Annotated in this window: 18 protein-coding genes and 1 pseudogene; 11 read left to right on the top strand and 8 right to left on the bottom strand. The window is 46.9% G+C overall.

Annotated elements, in window-relative coordinates; translation table 11 throughout:
- Nucleotides 1-45: 45 nt before the first annotated feature.
- Together FM037_RS01115 and FM037_RS01110 are read right to left on the bottom strand one after the other, a co-directional pair.
- Nucleotides 46-2,076, bottom strand: coding sequence for a methyl-accepting chemotaxis protein (locus FM037_RS01115; RefSeq protein WP_144044474.1), 2,031 nt, complete (start codon nucleotides 2,074-2,076; stop codon nucleotides 46-48).
- A gap of 171 nt (nucleotides 2,077-2,247) precedes the next feature.
- Entirely contained in the window at nucleotides 2,248-3,057 is an 810-nt protein-coding gene (locus FM037_RS01110) for a VOC family protein (protein ID WP_144044473.1), read from the bottom strand.
- A 163-nt stretch (nucleotides 3,058-3,220) separates the two neighbouring features.
- Here FM037_RS01110 and FM037_RS01105 point away from each other — a divergent pair, with 163 nt between their 5' ends.
- Nucleotides 3,221-3,634: a globin family protein gene (locus FM037_RS01105; RefSeq protein WP_144044472.1), complete on the top strand. Its 414-nt coding sequence runs from the start codon at nucleotides 3,221-3,223 to the stop codon at nucleotides 3,632-3,634.
- Nucleotides 3,635-3,796: 162 nt separating this feature from the next.
- Nucleotides 3,797-5,002: a GGDEF domain-containing protein gene (locus FM037_RS01100; protein ID WP_144044471.1), complete on the top strand. Its 1,206-nt coding sequence runs from the start codon at nucleotides 3,797-3,799 to the stop codon at nucleotides 5,000-5,002.
- A gap of 70 nt (nucleotides 5,003-5,072) precedes the next feature.
- On the opposite strand, the gene FM037_RS01095 is transcribed toward FM037_RS01100, so the two are convergent.
- Both FM037_RS01095 and FM037_RS01090 read right to left on the bottom strand, forming a co-directional pair.
- The gene (locus FM037_RS01095; RefSeq protein WP_144044470.1) at nucleotides 5,073-6,296 is read right to left on the bottom strand and encodes an HlyD family secretion protein; all 1,224 of its coding nucleotides are present in this window, start codon (nucleotides 6,294-6,296) and stop codon (nucleotides 5,073-5,075) included.
- The gene (locus FM037_RS01090; protein WP_144044469.1) at nucleotides 6,289-6,642 is read right to left on the bottom strand and encodes an MFS transporter; all 354 of its coding nucleotides are present in this window, start codon (nucleotides 6,640-6,642) and stop codon (nucleotides 6,289-6,291) included. Before FM037_RS01090 ends, FM037_RS01095 begins: the two co-directional genes overlap by 8 nt.
- Nucleotides 6,643-6,856: 214 nt before the next feature.
- Between FM037_RS01090 and FM037_RS01085 the strand changes: the two genes are divergently transcribed.
- Nucleotides 6,857-7,867: an AraC family transcriptional regulator gene (locus tag FM037_RS01085; protein WP_227993169.1), complete on the top strand. Its 1,011-nt coding sequence runs from the start codon at nucleotides 6,857-6,859 to the stop codon at nucleotides 7,865-7,867.
- A 3-nt stretch (nucleotides 7,868-7,870) separates the two neighbouring features.
- Here the strand turns inward: FM037_RS01085 and bluB are convergent, their stop codons facing one another.
- The 3 genes from bluB to plsB all read right to left on the bottom strand — a co-directional run bounded on the left by bluB (nucleotide 7,871) and on the right by plsB (nucleotide 12,296).
- On the bottom strand, nucleotides 7,871-8,521 hold the full coding sequence (gene bluB, locus FM037_RS01080; protein ID WP_144044468.1) for a 5,6-dimethylbenzimidazole synthase: 651 nt from the start codon (nucleotides 8,519-8,521) through the stop codon (nucleotides 7,871-7,873).
- Between the two features lie 95 nt (nucleotides 8,522-8,616).
- A complete protein-coding gene (gene mtr, locus FM037_RS01075) occupies nucleotides 8,617-9,873 on the bottom strand; it encodes a tryptophan permease (protein WP_144044467.1) in 1,257 nt (418 codons plus the stop codon).
- The gene (plsB, locus tag FM037_RS01070) at nucleotides 9,873-12,296 is read right to left on the bottom strand and encodes a glycerol-3-phosphate 1-O-acyltransferase PlsB (protein WP_144044466.1); all 2,424 of its coding nucleotides are present in this window, start codon (nucleotides 12,294-12,296) and stop codon (nucleotides 9,873-9,875) included. Before plsB ends, mtr begins: the two co-directional genes overlap by 1 nt.
- Nucleotides 12,297-12,777: 481 nt before the next feature.
- Here plsB and lexA point away from each other — a divergent pair, with 481 nt between their 5' ends.
- The 6 genes and pseudogenes from lexA (at nucleotide 12,778) to FM037_RS01040 (ending at nucleotide 18,577) form a co-directional block, all read left to right on the top strand.
- Nucleotides 12,778-13,395 (top strand): transcriptional repressor LexA, encoded by a 618-nt coding sequence (lexA, locus tag FM037_RS01065; RefSeq protein WP_144044465.1) that lies wholly within the window; start codon nucleotides 12,778-12,780, stop codon nucleotides 13,393-13,395.
- A 32-nt stretch (nucleotides 13,396-13,427) separates the two neighbouring features.
- A complete protein-coding gene (locus FM037_RS01060) occupies nucleotides 13,428-13,940 on the top strand; it encodes a cell division inhibitor SulA (RefSeq protein ID WP_144044464.1) in 513 nt (170 codons plus the stop codon).
- A gap of 433 nt (nucleotides 13,941-14,373) precedes the next feature.
- Nucleotides 14,374-15,486, top strand: a pseudogene (gene coxB / locus FM037_RS01055) (cytochrome c oxidase subunit II); the annotation flags it as partial.
- Nucleotides 15,487-15,543: 57 nt separating this feature from the next.
- On the top strand, nucleotides 15,544-17,133 hold the full coding sequence (ctaD, locus tag FM037_RS01050; protein WP_227993194.1) for a cytochrome c oxidase subunit I: 1,590 nt from the start codon (nucleotides 15,544-15,546) through the stop codon (nucleotides 17,131-17,133).
- A gap of 2 nt (nucleotides 17,134-17,135) precedes the next feature.
- The gene (locus tag FM037_RS01045) at nucleotides 17,136-17,705 is read left to right on the top strand and encodes a cytochrome c oxidase assembly protein (protein WP_144044461.1); all 570 of its coding nucleotides are present in this window, start codon (nucleotides 17,136-17,138) and stop codon (nucleotides 17,703-17,705) included.
- Entirely contained in the window at nucleotides 17,702-18,577 is an 876-nt protein-coding gene (locus FM037_RS01040; RefSeq protein WP_144044460.1) for a cytochrome c oxidase subunit 3, read from the top strand. Before FM037_RS01045 ends, FM037_RS01040 begins: the two co-directional genes overlap by 4 nt.
- A 107-nt stretch (nucleotides 18,578-18,684) precedes the next feature.
- On the opposite strand, the gene FM037_RS01035 is transcribed toward FM037_RS01040, so the two are convergent.
- The gene (locus FM037_RS01035; RefSeq protein ID WP_144044459.1) at nucleotides 18,685-18,903 is read right to left on the bottom strand and encodes a DUF2909 domain-containing protein; all 219 of its coding nucleotides are present in this window, start codon (nucleotides 18,901-18,903) and stop codon (nucleotides 18,685-18,687) included.
- A gap of 132 nt (nucleotides 18,904-19,035) precedes the next feature.
- On the opposite strand from FM037_RS01035, the gene FM037_RS29885 reads away from it, so the two are divergent.
- Nucleotides 19,036-19,350 (top strand): SURF1 family cytochrome oxidase biogenesis protein, encoded by a 315-nt coding sequence (locus FM037_RS29885; protein ID WP_267874854.1) that lies wholly within the window; start codon nucleotides 19,036-19,038, stop codon nucleotides 19,348-19,350.
- Complete coding sequence (locus tag FM037_RS01030) at nucleotides 19,278-19,871, top strand: SURF1 family protein (RefSeq protein WP_324617103.1); 594 nt, start codon at nucleotides 19,278-19,280, stop codon at nucleotides 19,869-19,871. The genes FM037_RS29885 and FM037_RS01030 overlap by 73 nt, the downstream gene beginning before the upstream one ends.
- The last annotated feature ends 92 nt before the right edge of the window (nucleotides 19,872-19,963 follow it).

Genomic DNA, 19,963 nt, shown 5'->3' with positions numbered 1-19,963 from the left:
GGTGTTTTTTTATGCACGCTTTTCTGAAGGTATAAAGTGATAAAATTAAAGCTGGAATCGCTCCACTGAACTCGTCAAAGATTGAGCCAGCTCATTCATCTCTGTACTGCCTTTCGACATTTCGGTGGACTCATCAGCATTTTTCTCCGCGGCCTCGGCGGCTTCATTCATCCCAGAGACTATGCTCTCACTATCGGATAACTGTTCTTGCGCAACCTGGGCAATATTCTTGCTCATCTGCTCTATTACGCTCAAGGATCTATCCATCAGCTCTATTGCCCGAGTTAATTCCTGGCTTTGATCTACACACTCGGAGGCCTGCGACTGTGCCATACCTATCTCTTCCTCGGCGCTGGCCGTCTCCTGCTGCAAGGCGCTAATCGTTACCTGAATCTCCGCGGTAGATTCCTGAGTTCGCATGGCTAAGGTCCTGACTTCATCGGCCACCACGGCAAACCCACGCCCATGCTCACCGGCTCTGGCAGATTCTATGGCGGCATTGAGGGCTAACAAGTTAGTCTGCTCGGCGATCGACACTATGGTGTCTAAGATGCCACCAATATTTTTACTATGACTACTCAACCTGGTCATTATTTCAACGGCCCCGAGTAACCGCTGAGACAGCTGTGTAACCCTGGCATTATTAGCATCGGCTATGTCCTTAATTTCATGACTATGCTTGGTGGCTTCGGACACATTTGTTGCCGAGGTATCGGCTACATCCCTAACCGTATTTGAGCTAGCTGACATCTGTTCGGCGCTTCTCTTTACCTCATCTATTCGCTCAATTTGAACACTCGCCACAGCAGCGATCCTTTTACTCTGATCACTATAGGATATCGCCGACTCATCTAATCTATGTGCATTTTGCCCAATGTTATTGAGTAACTGAGTGAGATCTTCCGAAAGCTTATTGATGCTATCGATAAGAGTACCGAATTCATCATCATTCACCTTAGTGACTCTTCGACTCAAATCACCGCTAGCTATTCGCGCTAGCGCCCTGTTGACGGAATTCAGCGGCCGTAACATGGCACGAGTCGTCATCAGGGAGATCAGACTGGCCATGATGACAAAAATTACGGCTAGCACTATGGCTAATGTCTTTCCCGTCGCGATTTCATCTTTAGCCGTTTGCTGCAAAACCATAAATCTCTCATCTGCCAACGTCACTAACCGCTCTAGTTCGCTTAAACTCGAAGAAAAATATTGCTGCACTTGGCCATATGCAGCTTGCCCATCTCGATCTTGAGCTATCACCTCTCGCTGTAACCGATACAATTCCCCTGGTTGCTCGAGATAATAAAAGACAAGGTTAAGCTTTTCATTGGCTTCATCGAGCAGATATTGACTATCCAGAGGCTCAGCCTGTCTCTTAAGGTAATCGAAATTACTCTTAAGGTTACTAAGTAGAAATGCCATATCCTCTTGGTGAGCAAGCAATAAATCGAGTTCCTCGACACGCATTAAACTCGCCATGGTGTTGCCCATGGTAAATAGCATGTCATCAATGCGTGTTCCTGTACCAACGACCTCCTCTAACAGCCTTTGTTGCTCTTCTGGCGCAGAGACTAGTTCAAGATCTAACATGGCATTACTGGCACCAAGACGAGCATCATTAAACTTCTCGAAATCTTGCTTAAACGCCTCATTAGCGGCCAAACTTTCAAGATTCGCGCGAATCATTGCATCACTCGCTTCGATAAAACCATTGAAGAGATCACTTGAGTGTTCCAGAGCGCTCTGCATCTGTGTTTGATCTGAGATCTTACTTTCCAGTGCATTGGATGCTTGAGAATAACTAAGCTTGAGTTGATTGAATTCTTGCTGGCTGTTCAAGATCTTTGCCTTGGTCTTTTGAGTATTGGCCACGGCTACCAGCTTTACCATCTGTAGCAGCTTAAGCTGTAATGCATTGCTTTGCTTCTGCACGGGAACGGCTATTGTTTCGATGTCGAGATTAGCTCGGCTGATCAGTCTCAAAGACTGATAAAAAAAGCTACTCGCCGTAATCAGGAGTACACCTATGGCACCAAAGCCCAATATTATTTTTTGCCGAATAGAAAGCTGCTTCATAACAAGAAATCCATCTGTTGAGTACAGACTGGTTTAACTCATTAAAGTTTAGCAGGGAATTGTATTGGCACATTGGGGACAGGTAAGGCCAAGGGCTGCATCAGAATATGGTGGAAAGAAAATTTCCACCATATTCTTCCGGCAAACAACTTTACTTATTTCAGCCGATAACTAGTCGCTTTCATCTAGATTAAGGGTGATTACAGAGAAGAAACCACCCTGTGGATCATTGATCACGGCAAATCGGCCAACCTTGGCGATATCGGTCGGTGGCACACATATCTCGCCTCCCAATGCATTGGCCTTAGCTACCGTTTCATCACAGTTATCCACCGCGAAATAAAGCATCCAGTGTGGAGGTATCTCTCCCCACTCTTCATTCATCTGTAACATGCCTCCCATGGGTTTATCACCTACTAGCCATTCCGTATATTCGAACTCTGGCATATCCCCAGTCTGGCTAGTCCACTGTAGAACATTGGGGTAAAACCTCTTGGCGGACTCTGGATTTCTGCTGGCAAGCTCGACCCAGCATAGGGTGCCGTGCTCACCCTGGCGCCGAGCGCCGATATGATCCCCCGCCTGCCACACGGCAAATCTGGCACCTTCGGGATCACTGAACATGGCCATCCTACCCGCAGTACCGACATCACATGGACCCATAGACAAGCTGCCACCCTCAGCTTTCACCTTCTCTATTGTTTCATCGACACTATCGACGGAAAAATAAACTAACCAAGTCGTCGGCACTCCCTGGTCAGACATATCTTTTGGCATCTGATAGGCGGCACCAATATCATCTTGCCCCTCGCTATCAGGCTCAGGCGATAGACCGAACATGGTATATAGGCCATCCGGAATCGGCATATCTTGAGTCTTCCAGCCAAAAAGTTCCGCATAAAACTGCTTTCCAGCCAATGCATCATGACTCGCCAGCTCGACCCAGCAGGGTAAGCCCTGAATATATTGATTCACTCTCATAGACAACATCCTTGGTAAATAAAGAGAAAGACGCATTTAGTTAAGCTTGTTTTCTATTTTCTGTCTATGCTGAATGTGATAGAAATTTTTAACTCAGATCCCCTGAATGATATTTTGATGTCATAGAGATCAGGATGAACAGAGCCTAATTAAGGATGACACAATGGCATTGACACAGAAACAGATCCATCTAGTACAACACTCCTTTAGTCTGGTTGAACCCATCGCAGAGAAAGCCGCCGAAATATTCTATGATGCCCTGTTTAGCATAGATCCCTCACTGAAACCTCTATTTCGCAATGACATGAAAGTACAGGGGCGTAAGCTGATAACCATGCTAAAGGCGGCCGTAGATGGCCTAGACAATCTCGAGGCACTAGTCCCGGCTTTGCAACAGCTTGCTCAGCGACATAATGCCTATGGCACCAAGAGAAGCCATTTTACTCCGGTCGGAAATGCGCTGATTCACACATTAAAAACTGGCCTGGGCGATGCCTTTACCGAAGAAGTCAGACAGGCTTGGGTATCTGTCATACATATCATTGCCGATACCATGAAACCAGAGATTAAAGAGTGATCATTAAACAAGTGTTATTCACTAAATAAACTTCATATACTGCTTTACTAATAGAAGAAAAATGTCGACTTATATTGTTAAGCTCAATCTTCTGCACGTTTGAGTATTCGGGAACTCGTGTTCCTTGTTATCCCAGATATAAGATCACTGCTGAGGTTTGTTTTGTCATCTTTTTTACATGGATGTCGTTATTTCATCCTGCCACTACTTATTACTCTTATGGCGCTCACTGTTATTCAAGTGACAGAGGCCAGTTGGCAGATCTGGGATGAAATAATCAGACAACTGCCTTATTGGCTGCTATCTATAGCCGCGGCGATGGCATTACAATTTAATCGCAGTCGCTTGGCCTACCTAGCTCTTCTGCTACTGGTATTTTATGTGAGTAAACAGAGCTCGGCTCAAGTGTTTACCACGCTAAATAACTACTCAGATGAGCTATTTATCGGCGGGTCCATCCTTATCAGCTGGTTTGCCTTCATTAAAGACAGGGGGTTAGTCTCATCCCATGGGATCTTGAGAGCCTTAGGCATTATAATCGGCTTGGGGCTGGGATTTATCTGGCTCGAAGCTGTAGAGCACTTTCAAGCCGCAATTATCGCAAACTCTCCTGTCAGTATGACATATCAAGCCCTCACACTCGTTCCCATTATGTTCTGCTTCGTCTTCGTTCTTTTCCGCGCAATCTGGCGAGCAAACTTGGTCAATACCTCCATATTAACGACCTTAGGGATATGGATATTTTACTATTTGCAACCTGACACGTTTCCCCTAGCCGTCCTCCTGTCATCTCTGGCCGTGATCTACCTGTTTACCATCTTGATTGACTCCTATTTTCTGGCCTACCGAGACGAGCTGACTGGGCTCGCATCCCGACGCGCCCTCTACAATCTGGTACTCTCCCTAGGAAGGAAATACAGCGTGGCCATGCTGGATATCGATCATTTTAAGAAGTTCAATGACACTTATGGCCATGACGTTGGCGATCAGGTGCTTAGACTCGTAGCGGCAAAGATGGCCCGCGTTTCCGGAGGCGGTAAAGTATTCAGGTACGGAGGTGAGGAATTCACTATCGTCTTCCCTCGTAAAGATGCGCAAACGATTCTTGATGACTTAGAAGATGTCAGAGAGTCGATAGAAGATTATCGTATCGTCTTGAGGGAGGATAAACGTCAGAATAAGAGTAATACCCAGGCCAAGGCCAAACGAAGCAAGTCGAGAAATGCGAAAACGAAGACGGTCAGTGTAACTATATCTATCGGAGTTGCCGAACGCCTCGGCGGTGAAAGCTTCGATCAGGCCATGAAACGAGCCGACCTGGCCCTCTATCGAGCCAAGAAGAAAGGTCGTAACCAGATCTGCCTCTGACTCAGTCACTCTATCAGATAGAAAAGACTCCACCATGATTTAGAGGTGGAGTCGACTATTTCAATTTAGGCTACATAGAATAGAAGTAGTAAATTTGCGACTTCATGCGGATCACTATTCCCCTGATCACATCTAAGAAGGCAAGGAAAGCGATAGGTTTCTCACCCGATATCCAAGCCAGTCCAACCGCCCCTACAGGAATATCATAATCACCTGTTTCATAGAGTTTGAGACGCACGAAGTGGTGTTTATTATTCACATTCGCGCCCGTCAGTTGACGTACATTGTCATCTCTGGCGATAAGGCTGCCCTGGGACTCCCCAGTTGCCTCTATGATCCCCTCTACCTCAGCGTTGAACACCTTGCCGGGGTAAACCGCTGATGTAAATTCCGCCCTCTGACCGACTTTAACATTACGTATGGCCTGATGATTGACTCGCATCAACACATATTTCTCTTCCGTATACATCTGCATACGTGGAATCTGGCCGACAAATTGCCCCTCTCGCATGATGAAGTTAGTCACATAACCGTTAGCCGGAGCATAAACCTTAGTACTATCCAGATCCCACTGAGCCTTAGCAAGGTTTTCAACTTCGGCTTTCAGATCTGAACCTCGACTCTGAACGCTCAGCTTAGCCTTACCGATGTCCAACTCTGTCCTATTAGCCGCAAGGTTAGCCTTATCGACCTGAGAGGCATAGGCGTTCACCTTAGCTTGAGCGATATCCACATCATTATTCTGCTCATCGAGCTGACTCTTAGTGATGGTGTCCGGCACCACTCTATTTTGCTCCATAAAGCGCGCCAGAGTTTTCTGTTTCCACTTGAGATCTTTTATCCCCGCCTGCAACTGATTTTCACTTATTTCGATATCGGTCAGTGCAGCCTGGTGAGCCTTCTTAGCTAAGTTAACATCCTCTTTAGACAGGGCTAGATCGAGCTCGGCCGACTCCTGAGCCACCACAGACTTGTTCAAGGTTATTTGATAAGGCTTATCATCGAGTTCATAGATCAGCTGACCCGCTTCGACAGTCTGATTTGGCACCACATAGATATGCTTAACCAGCCCCTTTACCTGACTCGATGCTGGCCTGAGCTGAATATGAGGTGACTGGACTATGGAGCCCCCTGAGATATCCATAGGCGTATAGTTAATCAAGCCTATCCATACGAATAACAACCAAGCACCGCCGCCAAGATAGGCGAAGCTTTTACTGTATTTATTCCATGGCATCCCCACCATTCTAAGCAGATAGATAAACAGGGCCCAAACCGCTAAACCTTCAAGCATTGTTAGCCTCCTCGCCCTTAACCTGATACTGCTTGGATTCGGGCTCAGGCAGCTTATCCTCATGCCAAACGTCTCTGATCCTCCGCAGGGCCTTTTCGCCATCGACAAATGCCACCAATACGGCCAATACCCAAACCCAATGCCATAGGAAACCTATCCAGGTCAGTGCGGTGATCAAGCCAATCTGATGGTGATCCTCCTTATGCGCCTTGTTGATTGGCAGCTCATGGATTTTCCAGAAGCCGATAGCCATGGCGGCCACAGTCGTGATCATCACCACTGCCGCCACAACATGTAGCGTAATATCCAGACCCGAGTCCACAAACGGCATACTAATTAAACTCATAAATAAAGTGATCCCATGTAAGCAAAATGGATTAACGAGAAAATGATTCAAACGAGGTAAGTCATTGTTCTGCTACTCGAGCCGGAACTTACATTGAAGTGTTAAATCTTGTATCCAGTCTGCCTCTTATGAAATAAGGAGCAAGATAGTGAGTCTATTAGTATCAAAAAATCACCGTAAATGATTTAATTAGACCTAACTAAAGTCTTGAGCCATGACCATGAAATTCAATACCTCATTCATCCGAGCCTGCTACATAAGCACAGTTTTCACCGGGGTGGAGCGAGTGTATGGCATTAGCACGAAAGAGCTGAATATCCCCCAGGCCTTGATGGATGAACCCATGGCACTGATTCCTTTTGGTCAAATATGTCACTGGTTAGAGCGGCTAGAACAAGTCACTCAAGATTCGGCTTACATGTTGAGATTAGCTCAATACCTGGATTTTTCTCGTTTGAATATTCCCGGGATCAGTTTTCTGGCAACCACAGACTTAGCCATGAGTGTAAGGCGTATAAATTATGGCATCGCCAGTTTCCACTCGGGAGCCAGTTACTACATCATCCAGTCTGGGAAAATCATTAAGTGGTGTTACCGTAACCCCTATGCGTTTAATCAACACAAGACCCATGACTCGCTGCGAGTCGCCATCATGTTGTTCAATACATTGAAGCACTTTCTGGGTGGTGACTACCGACCGCTGCAGATCCACATCAGTGGACCGGCTGTCGGTAGACAGGAAGCTGAATCTCTGTTTAATTGTCCAGTCATCTGGAACGCCCCTCAGACAGAGATCTGGATAGGCACGGACGCCTTGGTACAACAAGCAAACTTGCTGACAGCGGAAAACAGTACGGTTTCTATGCCCCGTTCCCTATTCGAACAGTATCTGGATATGCCCCAACCCCATGATACTCCAAAGGTGTTGTTTGAGATGGTCAACTACGCCAGATACTATGGCCTACCCACGGTAGATAGTGTCGCAGCCCTGTTTAATATTTCCAGGCAGCAACTACAGCGCAGATTGCAGCTTCATGGTTTTAATTTTACTAGCATCTGTGGCTATATTCTCAGTAATCAAGCGATCAAATATATGCTAGATGATAGATCTATCGAGGAAATTACTCAGTTACTTGGCTATGCCAATAAGCAGAGTTTTAGTAAGGCATTCAAACGATTCAGAAACTGTACGCCACAACAATATCTGGAAAGGATAAAACCATAACTGCTATAACTTAGCTTGCCATTGTTCTTCATGGATGAGAGAGTCCAGGTTTTGACGTTTGAGCCAATCGCGTCTCTCCAGATCAGGCTGGTCATAGAACTGACTCACATAACCCAGACAGAGATAGGCAATGGGTACGATATGTTTCGGGATACCTAAGGTCTGATGCAATACATCATCATGTATGATACTCACCCAACCGACGCCTATGTTCTCGGCGCGAGCGGCAAGCCACAAATTCTGTACGGCACAAACGGAACTATAGAGGTCCATATCTAAATTAGTAGTGCGACCTAAGACCAGAGGGCCGCTTCTTGTCCTATCGCAGGTGACACAGATACCGATCGGCGCCTCCAGAATCCCCTCAAGCTTGAGGGTACTATACTGTTCTTTGCGATCCCCCTCAAAAAGCGCTTCAGCCTCTGCATTAGCCTGAGTAAAACCCTGTTTCAATTTCAGCTTAGTCTGATCGCTTCTGACAATCACAAAATCCCAGGGCTGCATGAAACCCACGCTAGGAGCGTGATGAGCCGCGGTAAGGATCCGCTTGAGTACATCATCCGGGATAGGATCTGACTTAAATTCGGCTCTGACATCACGACGATTGAAAATAGTTTTATAGACGGCATCTCGCTCAGCTTGGGTTATTTTCAATGCAGGGATCTTCTTTTAATTATTTTGATATACAGTAAAAAAACAGAGCCCATATAATACCGATTGGTATAAGGGCTCTGCTATTGCTGATCAGTTTAGCCAAACACGGGTAACAGATCTGCCATAGCCAGAAGATGGCAGGCTCCGGTGATGATGCCAAACAAGATCACTATGGCGATCACGGGTGTCCCACCTGGCACTCTGAAACCTTCATGTTGCGGATACATTTTTCTCACTCTATGGGCCATCATGGCAGGTACAATGGCCGCCCATATCGTAGCCGCAAGCGCAGCGAAGCCGATAGCAATCAGAAACCCATCAGGAAAGAGCAGACCCAATACGGTCGGCGGTAAAAAAGTAACCGTAGCTGTCTTCAAACGCCCCGAACGAGACTCGTCGAAACCAAACAGATCCGCAAGATAATCGAACAGACCCAGAGTCACCCCAAGAAAAGAAGAGGCAACGGCTAAGTTGGCAAACAGGGTCAACATGCTGGTTAGCCAATCGCTGGCAATCACCCCAGATAAGGCTCCGACTAAGACCCCCATGTTACCGCCCTGAGCTATGATGTCGACAAACTCGCTTCTTGCGATATTGCCCATGGTCGCGACTAACCAACAGACATAGATAACGAATGCTATCAGGGTACCTAAGACGATCGCCTTGATAATCGTGGCGGGATCTTTTCCGTAATATTTAACCAAGCTAGGTACATTACCGTGATAACCGAAGCTCACCAGACCGAAAGGTAGCGCGGCCAACAGATATGGCAGATATGTCTCCTCACCATCTGGCTTAAACAGCTTCACGGTATCGATATCTATCAGTAAGTTACCCACGGCGAGGAAGAAGGTGATGATCATGCCACCCAGCATGATAGTGGTGATCCTATCTACCGCTTTGGTGCTGATAAATACGACGAATGCCAAACCTAAGGCGAAAACCAGACCAGCCACGCTCTGAGGCAGCTCGATTCCGGCCGCCTCGAGACTATGATTAACGATAGACCCGCCACCACTGATATATGCGTAGGCTAAGATGTAGAGCACGAAGGCGATGGAGAGACCATTCACAATTCGCCAAAAGTTACCTAAGGTCTCACGAGTCAAGGTATCGAAACTGGCTCCAGGCTCAAAATGTAAGTTAGTTTCCAGCAGTAGAAGACCCGAAACTAACATACAGAACCAGACGCCGATCAGCATGGCTATCGAATAGCTAAACCACATTCCTGCACCGACGACTGGCAAAGAAAACATGCCAGCCCCGACTGCGGTTCCGGCAATGATCATGGCTCCACCCAGCAGGGAACGACGCTCAGTCCCACTCTTAGCCGCATTCATATGATTAGCCATTACGCTTTGTGCTCCGCAGCGACGCTATCTTCAATGGTTTGTCTGACAGATGAACGCAGCAGGCCATTGGCTCGCAGTCTAATCCGTTCGACTTCCCCTCTCTTGTCGCTATCTAATATATAACCTAGCTCTTTTAGCTTGACACTCAGGGTGCCGTAGAGCTTCTTATCATAAAATTCAGGCGCCGTGATGCCGTGGAGCGCACCCAGTCTCTGTGCCAATCTATGACTCTCGCGCTCAAGTTCAGAGCGCTCCATCTTAGGGCAGACTGCCAGCAGATTAAATATAATGGCATAGCGTTGCATAGTCTCACTCACGGTACCCGCAAGCAGTAACAGCTGGTTGATCTGACTCTCGACAGGTGAGAGACATCCGGATTCGGTCACTAAACCTTGAGCAATAAATAGATCCAAAACTTGGGTAACATGAGTTTCTATGTCCTCAATACCCATAAACAACTCCGCTTTCAGCAAGGGGTAGAAATCTTTTACCGTAGCGACAATCTCGTCTCTGGTGACATGATCATGCTGAGTCAAACAGCTTGCAATCAGCGAGGGAACAATCAATAGGTGAATGATATTGTTACGGTAATAGGTCATAGCTACAGCAAGGCTATCCTCTATTGAGATGATATCACCAAGCGGATCGCTATCTAGCTGAAACTTCTTTAGCTCTAAACCTTGCTGTACCAGTAACTTGCCATCACCTTCGGGTACCGAGGTGAACTCGGTATAGGGCAGATCTTTGAGCAATTTTAAATAGAGATCTAGCTGCTTCTCAAGCTGTGAACGCTCCAGAGCATGTTGCTCAGAGGCGAGTAAAACCAAGCTGGTCAGAGTCACCGAACTCACCGCCGCCGCATCGTTAATACTTGTCATAACCCGATTAGCTAAGGAATTCACCACAGGAGTCAGCCACTTCGGCTTCTGCTCAGGATCTTTGGCTATCTCCTGCTTCCAATCGGGTCTTTGCTCGTCCAGATAGATGTCTAAGGTGATGGGTTGACCAAAATTCACATAGCCTTGACCGAAGTTACCTAGCTTACGCAGCGCTCCAAACAGTTGCCAAACAGACTCTTTCTTTTTCTTCTTGCCGCTAAGTTCTTTATGATAGGTGGCGACCTCCATCACATGATCATAACCTAAGTACACAGGCACTAAAGTTACCGGTCTTTCCATGCCTCGCAGCACACTATTGAGCGTCATGGCAATCATGCCAGTCTTAGGTGCGAGCAGACGCCCGGTGCGTGAACGCCCACCTTCGGTGAAGTATTCTACCGCATAACCTTTGGTGAACAGCTGATCCAAATATTCACGAAAAACCGCTGTATAGAGCTTATTACCCCTGAAGCTACGGCGAATGAAAAAGGCTCCACCACGGCGGAACATAGGCCCAGCGGGCCAGAAATTGAGGTTGATACCCGCAGCGATGTGCGGTGGCACCATGCCTTCATAATAAAGAATATAAGACAGTAGTAGGTAGTCCATATGACTACGATGACAAGGTACATAGATGATCTCATGACCATCATGATGTAGCTGCCTTACCTGCTCGGCACCTTTAATATTGATACCCTTGTACAACTTGTTCCACAGCCAGGCCAAGAAACGCTCGGCGATGCGCACAAAGCTCTCGGAGTAATCCGCCGCAACTTCATCGAGATACTCCATCGCCTTTGCTCTGGCCTCGACTTCGGAGATCTTCTTGCTCGCCGCTTCCTCCAGAATCGCCTTCTTCAGGGACTCTGAATTTAACAGGTCTTGAAATAGCACCTGACGTTTAGGCAAAACAGGTCCGGTCATGACCTTACGTTGACGGCTGAAGTGGACTCGAGCAACACGAGCTAACTTATGAGCAATTCGCTTGTCGGTGCCGTGTTCGTCGGCCATATAACGAATTGAGACGGCATTAGAAAATTGAACGAAATTATGTCGACCCAGGAAGAGGATCATCAGGCATTTTCGCAGCCAGGTAGGATTTTGACGCTCAAATACCGCCGCCTTCATGGTATCGTCTTCTTTACCTGGAGTACGCCCCCAGTAAAGGCTAACCGGCACTAGCTGTATATCCAGTTCAGGCTTCTGCCTATGTACCTTGAGCAGATCCATAAAGCTATTTAAGAAAAACTCGTTACTTTCTCTTTGGCCAAATAGCGGCTTGGCACCTTCCAGACACACCACCCTCGGCGTGTGCTCACCATCGACAACCAACTCATCATAAGGGCTTGGAAGCCCATACTTATTAGTGATTTCACTTAAGGAAGCGATGTCGCTGAGAGATTCAGTCTTCATCACATAAACCATAGGCTTATCTGGATCTAAGTTGAGATCGGCGAAGGGGTCATGGGGTACAACTATTGTTTGTACCAGCTTTTTCTGAATCCAACGTAAGGATTTATACCAAAGAGAGTCTTTTTTTGACATTTTTCTTATACAATGTGAGTCTTCTTAATAACGGCATAGAATACCAGATAAAAGAGAGATCTCCCTAATAGTAGTCAGCAAAATCCCCCGCATGCCTGATTCGACACTCAAAGCACTTGAGATTGAATATAATTTTCAAAAAAATTAATATTAGATAGCTTTACGGGTGTTCACATTTATAAGGCAACATAAGTTAATAATATTAGGTATAGGTACAATTCATCTCGATAGCCTAGAACATAAAATAAGCCAGTTTAGAGAGATAACCACCAGCACAAAAGATATATAATTCAAGGAGGCCATGCCCACCACCTATTTTTAACGTTATATAAGCACCGAGTAGTCACACCAAAATAATAAATATAAACCATGGGCTTGCGATTGAGAGTTTTTTTGCATACTCACTAATCTTGGTTAATCCTTGCACTGACTAAAATACTGTATATACTAACAGTAACTGTATAGAAAGACAGGATTCATCATGAGACCTTTGACACCAAGACAAGCCGAGATTCTAGAACTCATTAAGCGTAATATTTCCGATACAGGAATGCCTCCGACTCGAGCCGAAATAGCTAAGCGACTAGGTTTCAAGAGCGCCAACGCTGCCGAAGAACATCTTAAGGCACTGGCTAAGAAAGGTCGCATAGAGATCATTCCCGGTACGTCCCGCGGCATCCGACTCACACAAGCTGCGGAGCCAGAAGATTTAGGCTTGCCATTGATCGGCCAGGTTGCCGCAGGCGAACCCATCCTTGCCCAGGAACATATAGAACAACATTATCAGGTCGACCCAAGCATGTTTCGTCCCTGTGCCGACTTTCTACTTAGGGTGCGCGGCGACAGCATGAAAGATATCGGCATTCTCGAGGGTGATCTGCTCGCAGTGCATAAGATTTCACAAGCCAAGAATGGCCAAATTGTCGTGGCTAGAGTGGAAGAGGATGTCACAGTAAAACGCTTCGAGAAAAAGGGCAGCATGGTTTATCTCCATGCTGAAAATGAAGACTATGCACCGATAGTGGTCGATCTCACCAGTCAGAGCCTGAGCATTGAGGGGCTGGCAGTCGGTGTGATCCGTAACGGCAACTGGCAATAGATGAAATCGCACATTGGCGAAGGAGCTTGGTAATGAAAAATTTAATCGGAAATAGCCCTAGACACCCAGGTTTATGGACGAATCCCCTTGACCAAGCGTCCATCACCCAAGAGTGTGGAAGTATCACTACAGTAAGTACCCACACTCAGGGCCGGGTGGAACTGAAAAAGGTGAGTAATCGGCTCGCCACATTGAGCCATCAGGGGCAATGGATCGTATTGATCAGTCCTCCCAACATAGGTTACAAGCAGATGTTAGCCGAAGCCGGTGTTAGGATGGACCGAGTATTGTTGGTTCATGCTAAAGACGAAATCGAAACCTTATGGGCCATGGAAAAAGCACTCATAAGTGGTACATCCAGTGCCGTCATCTGCTGGACTCAGGTCCTAGATTCCCGTGACAACCGACGACTCAGACTCGTAGAAAAGAGCGCTCGCGCCCTTGGCATTGTCATCGAAGATGCGAATAGTCACTTACATGCTAAAGCCCATGAACAAACAGATGCTCACTTCAATCAAGCCTGTTTATTTGGATCTCTGCACTAATCTCCAGTCAATGTAGCCAATAGAAAAATGATTATTTAAGTCCCGCAAGGGACTTTTTTGTATTTGATTTTTATTCGAAATTTTTAAAAAATTCATTAAAAGTGATCTTGATCAATAATTCAACACCAAGTAAGTTAGGGATATAACAACGATAATTTGTTATATCCAAACGATTTAGTAGTCGGCGTAGTAAAGCCCTGCCATCTGTGTAAGGCCAGATATTTACCTCGCTGAAGTCGGTACTGATATATTCAGCCGTAGGTGCGAGCGTGGTTAACTCTGGTAGTAAGTGACTGCCAAACTAAAATAACAAGTGAACCGCCACTGCACTTTGAAGTCATCGTTGCTTTTTTGGGAACTGAAGAGTTTGCATAGAGCAGAGACTTACTGTGTGACTCTTCTTTGTCTTAATTTTTGACAGAGGAGAAGTCTAGTGAAGCGAGTGTTGTATATTTTTCTGGCGTTGCTATTTACGCCATACGTTTTGGCATCAGAAATGCCCCTTAATATGACCAAGGGTGTCACGGATATCAGTGGACAGGTATACAACCTGCACATGATCATCCTGTATATCTGTTGCGCCATCGGTGTTGTGGTTTTCGGAGTAATGATCTATTCCATGATCAATCACCGAAAGTCTAAGGGTGCCGTAGCAGCCAATTTCCACGAAAGTACTAAGGTCGAGATAGCCTGGACCATTACACCTTTCATCATACTCATTATTATGGCAATTCCAGCGACTAAAACCTTAATCGCCATGGAAGATTCTAGTGATGCCGACATCACCATCAAGATCACAGGCTCTCAATGGAAATGGCATTACAGCTATTTCGATCAAGATATAGAATTCTATAGCTTACTCTCAACCCCGAGAGCACAAATAGAAGGAACCGAGGAGAAGGGAGAGAACTATCTCCTCGAGGTCGATAAGCCCTTAGTGCTGCCCATCAATAAAAAAGTTCGCTTCCTGATGACATCTGAAGATGTGATCCATTCCTGGTGGGTTCCCGCATTCGCCGTCAAGAAAGATGCTAACCCGGGTTTCATCAATGAAGCATGGACTCGTATCGATATCCCAGGTACCTATCGCGGCCAGTGTGCCGAGCTCTGTGGTAAAGATCATGGCTTCATGCCAATCGTGGTTGAAGCCCTGAGCCAAGCCGACTTCGACATCTGGGTAGCCGAACAAAAAAATCAGGCCAGCACTGCCGCAGCTGAGGCTGAGGCTTCCTTGAGTAAATCCCTCTCCATGAATGAGCTTATGGCCCAAGGTGAACAAGTATACATGTCCCGATGTGCAGCATGTCATCAGCCTAACGGCATGGGTCTACCCGGTGTATTCCCTCCAATGAAAGGCAGCCCAATCACCACAGGACCATTAACTGATCACTTAGAGATGGTTATCAATGGGAAGGCGGGCACTGCGATGCAGGCTTTTGGAAAGCAATTAACCGCGCAAGAAATTGCCGCTGTAATTACTTATGAACGTAACGCATGGGACAACAACACAGGCGATACGGTTCAGGCAGCTGATGTCAGTCAGCATGGCCAATAGGGAGTAAATATGAATACTTTAACCCGCGAAGCGGAACCTAATATGGAAATGGTCCAGGTTGAAGAAGCCAGCGACCACCATGATGAACATCAAGAACTGTACCCTTCGGGCATTAAACGTTGGCTGTTCACCACCAATCACAAAGACATAGGCACACTTTACCTCTGGTTCAGTTTTATCATGTTCCTCACCGGTGGCGCTATGGCTATGGTGATACGTGCAGAGCTATTTCAACCAGGGCTGCAGCTGATAGAGCCTAATTTCTTCAATCAGATGACCACAGTCCATGGACTTATCATGGTATTTGGTGCCGTCATGCCAGCCTTCACTGGCCTGGCAAACTGGTTGATACCTATGATGATAGGCGCGCCGGACATGGCGCTGCCAAGGATGAACAACTGGAGTTTTTGGATCTTACCCTTTGCCTTCGCCATCCTGCTGAGCTCTCTATTTATGGAAGGGGGCGGACCTAACTTTGGCTGGACCTTCTACGCACCACTGTCGACCACTTACAGTCCTGACAGCACGGCACTTTTTGTCTTCTCTATCCATATCATGGGAATCAGCTCCATCATGGGGGCGATTAATGTGGTCGTGACCATAGTGAATATGCGCGCCCCGGGTATGACCTGGATGAAGTTGCCACTTTTTGTCTGGACCTGGTTGATCACCGCCTTCCTCTTGATTGCCGTGATGCCAGTACTCGCTGGCACTGTGACCATGGTGCTAACGGACAAGTACTTCGGCACCAGCTTCTTCGATGCCGCAGGTGGTGGCGATCCTGTGATGTTCCAGCATATCTTCTGGTTCTTCGGCCATCCCGAAGTTTACATCATGATCTTACCCTCCTTCGGTATCATCTCGGCCATAGTGCCTACCTTCAGCCGTAAGAGGCTGTTTGGCTACTCCTCAATGGTTTACGCCACTTCGAGCATAGCAATACTCTCATTCCTTGTCTGGGCACACCACATGTTCACCACAGGTATGCCGGTATTCGCCGAGCTTTTCTTCATGTATTGCACCATGTTGATTGCGGTCCCCACCGGGGTGAAAGTGTTTAACTGGGTGGCGACCATGTGGCGAGGTTCTCTCACCTTCGAGACGCCCATGCTGTTCGCAGTCGCCTTCATCATACTCTTCACCATAGGGGGTTTCTCGGGCCTGATGCTGGCCATCACCCCGGCAGACTTCCAATACCATGATACTTATTTCGTGGTGGCACATTTCCACTATGTGCTGGTAACGGGTGCCATCTTCTCCATCATGGCCGCCGCTTATTACTGGCTGCCGAAGTGGACAGGTCACATGTATGACGAGAGGTTAGGCAAGATACATTTTTGGTGTTCAGTAATATCGGTCAATGTGCTCTTCTTCCCTATGCATTTCTTAGGCTTAGCGGGCATGCCAAGACGTATCCCCGATTATGCGGTGCAATTTGCCGATGTTAACCAGATAGTCTCCATAGGCGGCTTCGCCTTCGGACTGTCTCAGTTTATCTTCCTCGCGCTGGTCATCAAGTGTATACGCGGTGGCGAGAAGGCAGCGGCAAAACCTTGGGAAGGCGCTGAAGGCTTAGAGTGGACACTGCCTAGCCCGGCACCCTATCACTCATTCACTACACCACCCGAGATAAAGTAGATATGAGCAATAACCAGGGCAAGTCTAATCGAAGACTCATCGGCATGCTGATTGCTGGTGCCGTGGGCATGTTCGGCTTCGGCTTCGCCTTGGTGCCCTTATACGATGTGCTTTGCGAACAATTGGGCATCAATGGCAAAACCCAGAACAGTGCCAGCACTTACAAGCCGATCACAATCGATGAGAGTCGCACCATTACCATAGAATTTATGGCGCAGATCCAGAGTGATATGCCTTGGGAATTTAAGCCCGAGGTCAAACGTATGCAGGTGCATCCCGGAGAGCTGATTCGCACTAACTTCAATGCGAAAAATCTGTCTCTAAAGGATACCATTGGCCAGGCCATCCCCTCGGTCTCACCTGGGCAGGGAGCCGCTTACTTCAATAAAACCGAGTGTTTCTGCTTCAACCAGCAGAGACTAACGGCCAAAGAAAGCGCCGAACTGCCACTTATTTTCTTCGTGGATCCGGATCTTCCCGATTCCATAACCACATTAACTCTCTCTTATACCCTCTACAACATCACCGACCGTGGTTATGTCGGCTCAGTTGAGCAAGGAGCAGCAAGATGACAACTAAGCACGAACCCTATTACGTTCCCGCACAGAGTGCATGGCCCATCATAGGGGCAGTAGGATTATTCCTCATCGCATTTGGCGCCGGAAGTTATGTACAACAACTCAAATCCGATGGCGGCAGTGGCGGAATAATCTTACTCACTGGCATAGCCGTTATTATATTTATGATCTTTGGCTGGTTTAGAACCGTTATCGCCGAATCGATGAGCGGCCTATATTCCAAGCAGATGGACAGATCTTTTCGCCAAGGAATGAGCTGGTTTATCTTCTCCGAGGTGATGTTCTTCGGTGCATTTTTTGGTGCCTTACTTTACGCCAGAATGATTGCTGTGCCTTGGTTGGGTGGCGATTCCAATAACGCCATGACCAATGAGGTGCTCTGGCCTGGATTTGAAGCCGTTTGGCCATTATTAACCACACCCGATGGCACAAAAACTGAGGCAATGCCTTGGACTGGCTTGCCGCTGTATAACACCATCATCCTACTCACATCATCTGTGACTCTGCATATGGCTCACGTGAGTCTGGAGAAAGGTAAACGCTCGGCAATCACAGTCTGGCTGGGTATCACCATCTTGCTGGGCATGAGTTTCCTGACGTTACAAGTCGAAGAGTATATTCACGCCTATCAGGAGATGGGCTTAACCTTGGCCTCTGGCGTTTACGGTAATACCTTCTTCCTCTTGACCGGTTTCCACGGCATGCACGTCACCCTAGGAACGGTATTCCTTATAGTGTTGTTTTTGCGAGTCTTGAAGGGTCACTTTACCCCGGATAAGCATTTCGCCTTCCAGGCGGGCAGCTGGTATTGGCACTTTGTTGACGTAGTTTGGTTGTGTCTGTTTATCTTCGTCTACGTCCTCTAATAGAGCCGCTGCGCTTCTCTATGTATGTCACTACGTGAAGTTCAGTATAAAAAATTTCATCGAGTAAGTAGGAGCCATCACCATGGCTCCTTCACATTGTTCCTAGATTAATAAGGTCTTGGGTTCTGGGTGATAACACCTGTGCCTAGTGCCACTAGGATAAATAAGACCACCAGCACAGAGAAGATAACCCTACGCCCCAGGAAATGACTCACAGGCGTCTCACTCTCACCTTTAACCAAGATAAACAGGGCTCGGGCCAGATTAAACATAATGAATAGCAGTAGTAGTACTAAGACGATTTTAAAGATAATTAATAGATTCATCGGTTCTCCTCGCATTGAGTCATGGAGCGCTAGGGACTTGTTCGCTATAGCTACTCTGGAGCTGTTTATCCATTTGGTCAAGTTAGGTTTTTTGCAACTTAGGTGTCTTCTGAAAACACGGGAGAAAATATAATGACTAGCCTCTCTCGACACAGCAGTCAGTATTTATGGGCGACTAGAACAGCAGTGGCTATGTGCTCGATAACTATGTTTCTCATCTTAGTGAAACTAGGGTTTTGGCAACTCGATCGCGCCGAGATGAAGGAGCGCTGGCAAGCTGAATTGACCCATCGCCAATTATCTGCGCCACTGACATATGCACAGTTGGTTTCATTCCCCCCGCAGAGCAAGTCACAGGTTACCGTCTCTCGGTCTTGGCATCTCCTGCATCGAGTCAAATATTCCTATTGGATAACCAGGTCTTTAGAGGAAGGGTTGGCTATTTAGCACTACAGCCCATGCAAATAACCCCCGATGGACCTTGGATGCTAGTAGAACTCGGCTTCATTGCTGCTGGTTTAGATAGACGAATACTGCCCGGTGTTGATGTCATCGAGGAAGAGGTCAGCTTGAATGGTCGCTTGTATCAGAAACAAGCGAACCCTATGAGCTCGGCATTAATGCCTGAATCAGGCTGGCCCAAGCGTATCCAAAACCTTAACCTTGCTGAGATTAGCGAACTACTAGGTCAACCTTTAGCTCCTGCCGTGTTGCAGCCGGATCATCTCGATGGAATTAACTTACCCCATCCCTGGACACCGATACCGCTTTCTTCACAGAAACATAGAGGCTATGCCTTACAGTGGTTTTCCATGGCACTGGCTTTTGCCCTGCTTATTTTATATTTCATCTATAGCAGAAGAGTTAAAACTCCAAAAAAACAACAAGATGAATCTAGAAAGAATAATAATCCTGATCGGACCAATATCGATGAAATGACAGTTGCCAATGTAAACAAGACCAAGTAGGTTAGAGATTAAGCAGTAAAAACTTCGACCCATAAGAAGTGACTATCAAATATGCGTTTCCTAGCCGTCTCGGGAAACTGAATGAGTATGAC

The sequence above is a fragment of the Shewanella psychropiezotolerans genome (assembly GCF_007197555.1).
Lineage (GTDB): Bacteria > Pseudomonadota > Gammaproteobacteria > Enterobacterales > Shewanellaceae > Shewanella > Shewanella psychropiezotolerans.
The sequence above is the reverse complement of the archived record's forward strand: the minus strand, read 5'-3'. Positions and strand labels throughout refer to the sequence as shown.

What these genes read in the sequence shown, in the direction of transcription:
- FM037_RS01115 (WP_144044474.1), bottom strand. Translation starts at nt 2,076, where the DNA reads ATGAAGCAGCTTTCTATTCGGCAAAAAATAATATTGGGCTTTGGTGCC.
- FM037_RS01110 (WP_144044473.1), bottom strand. Translation starts at nt 3,057, where the DNA reads ATGAGAGTGAATCAATATATTCAGGGCTTACCCTGCTGGGTCGAGCTG.
- FM037_RS01105 (WP_144044472.1), top strand. Translation starts at nt 3,221, where the DNA reads ATGGCATTGACACAGAAACAGATCCATCTAGTACAACACTCCTTTAGT.
- FM037_RS01095 (WP_144044470.1), bottom strand. Translation starts at nt 6,296, where the DNA reads ATGCTTGAAGGTTTAGCGGTTTGGGCCCTGTTTATCTATCTGCTTAGA.
- FM037_RS01090 (WP_144044469.1), bottom strand. Translation starts at nt 6,642, where the DNA reads ATGAGTTTAATTAGTATGCCGTTTGTGGACTCGGGTCTGGATATTACG.
- FM037_RS01085 (WP_227993169.1), top strand. Translation starts at nt 6,857, where the DNA reads ATGACCATGAAATTCAATACCTCATTCATCCGAGCCTGCTACATAAGC.
- mtr (WP_144044467.1), bottom strand. Translation starts at nt 9,873, where the DNA reads ATGGCTAATCATATGAATGCGGCTAAGAGTGGGACTGAGCGTCGTTCC.
- plsB (WP_144044466.1), bottom strand. Translation starts at nt 12,296, where the DNA reads ATGTCAAAAAAAGACTCTCTTTGGTATAAATCCTTACGTTGGATTCAG.
- lexA (WP_144044465.1), top strand. Translation starts at nt 12,778, where the DNA reads ATGAGACCTTTGACACCAAGACAAGCCGAGATTCTAGAACTCATTAAG.
- FM037_RS01060 (WP_144044464.1), top strand. Translation starts at nt 13,428, where the DNA reads ATGAAAAATTTAATCGGAAATAGCCCTAGACACCCAGGTTTATGGACG.
- ctaD (WP_227993194.1), top strand. Translation starts at nt 15,544, where the DNA reads ATGGTCCAGGTTGAAGAAGCCAGCGACCACCATGATGAACATCAAGAA.
- FM037_RS01045 (WP_144044461.1), top strand. Translation starts at nt 17,136, where the DNA reads ATGAGCAATAACCAGGGCAAGTCTAATCGAAGACTCATCGGCATGCTG.
- FM037_RS01040 (WP_144044460.1), top strand. Translation starts at nt 17,702, where the DNA reads ATGACAACTAAGCACGAACCCTATTACGTTCCCGCACAGAGTGCATGG.
- FM037_RS01035 (WP_144044459.1), bottom strand. Translation starts at nt 18,903, where the DNA reads ATGAATCTATTAATTATCTTTAAAATCGTCTTAGTACTACTACTGCTA.
- FM037_RS29885 (WP_267874854.1), top strand. Translation starts at nt 19,036, where the DNA reads ATGACTAGCCTCTCTCGACACAGCAGTCAGTATTTATGGGCGACTAGA.